At 63.9% G+C, this 1,501-nt stretch carries 1 protein-coding gene; it reads left to right on the forward strand.

Annotated elements, in window-relative coordinates; genetic code table 11:
* Nucleotides 1-81: 81 nt before the first annotated feature.
* The gene (locus LZ009_RS24145) at nt 82-1,215 is read left to right on the forward strand and encodes an IS110 family RNA-guided transposase (protein WP_275700553.1); all 1,134 of its coding nucleotides are present in this window, start codon (nt 82-84) and stop codon (nt 1,213-1,215) included.
* Nucleotides 1,216-1,501 lie beyond the last annotated feature (286 nt).

Genomic DNA, 1,501 nt, shown 5'->3' on the forward strand with positions numbered 1-1,501 from the left:
CGTAGATCCTATGACGTGAGTTGAGTCAGCTGCAGAGTTGTCCTAAACATGGAGTTCTCAGACCGTGTTCAGGAGCGACATATGCAACCGACTCAACCCGTAAATGTTAATCCGGTCCTGGAGGCCGCTTTGGAGTTGGCCGACAAGTCCTGGAAGATCGCCGCGACCGACGGCCAGCGCTTAAATCCGGCGGTGTTGAATCTCGCCGCGGAGAACCTATGGGAGCGGCTGGAAGGTTTGGTAGGGCGCCTGGACGATCTGAAGCGGCGCTGGGCACTGCCTGCGGATTGCCCCGTGGTCTTGCTCTATGAAGCCGGCCAGGACGGCTTCTGGGTCGCTCGCGCCTTGGAGAGCAAAGGGATCACGGCGCTGGTGATCGATCCTGCGAGCGTTCAAGTGACGCGCCACGCCCGGCGCGCGAAAACCGATCGCCTGGACGCCCTGAAGCTGCTAGGGGAGCTGCGCGCCTGGCGCCGCGGCGACCGGCGCGAACTGCGCGTCCTGTCGATCCCGACCCCGCGTGACGAGGGCAAGCGACAGCTGTCGCGCGAGCGGGGGCTGCTGCAAAAGGAGATCGGCCAGCACCGTGATCGGATGGTCAAGCTGCTACGTACGCAAGGCTGCAAGGTGCAGATCGACAACCGTTTCGTCGAACGCCTGATGGCAGGGGAAGTGCGATGTGCAGATGGGCGCCGGATCCCCGAGGAGCTATGGCATCGACTGGTGCACGAGTGCGAGCGCTTAGACCTTGCGCGGCAGCAGTTCGCAGCGACCGAAAGGACCTTGCTGCATGACTTGCCGGATGATGCCCAACGCTGCATCGCCATGCTGTCGAGGCTGAGAGGTGTCGGCTGGGTGGGGGCCATGCGGCTGGTGTTGGAGCTGCTGTGGCGCGACTTCACCAACCGACGGCAGGTTGGCGCCTGCGTCGGTCTCGTGCCGCAACCGTATGACAGCGGTGACAGCCATGTCGACCAGGGCATCAGCAAGCAAGGCAACCGACGGGTGCGGGCGCTGCTCATCGAGATGGCATGGTGCTGGCTGAAATACCAGCCGGGCAGTGAGCTGGCGCAATGGTTTGCCAGACGAACCCAGGGGCAGAACAAGCGAGGGCGGCGCGTCGCGATTGTGGCGGTGGCCAGGCGCCTGGCGATCGCCCTGTGGCGCTACTTGCGCGAGGGCCTCGTGCCCGCCGGGGCGCAGCTGAAGGTTTGATGCCGATTTGTTGATCAGGAAAGGAGCAAGGCAAGCCGCTGGCGGCAAAGACGAAGCGCCGGCACTGATGCAGTTGAGCAAGCCCGGACCACAGCCTGGTCGCCGTAACTGCGACCGTCGATAGTAGATGGGGCTTGCTGGGATCGAGGTCACCTGAGCGCAAGAGCGCATGCAGGATCAGGTCTGGCGCCCAGGCGCCACACGGATAGAAGGTGGTTGCGACGTCGAAGACGTCCACGACAGGATGACCGAGAGATTGCGCCAGCGCCGAGCGGGCTTCACGCCT

Source organism: Ramlibacter paludis (assembly GCF_022012305.1).
In the GTDB taxonomy this organism is placed as follows: Bacteria; Pseudomonadota; Gammaproteobacteria; order Burkholderiales; family Burkholderiaceae_C; genus Ramlibacter; species Ramlibacter paludis.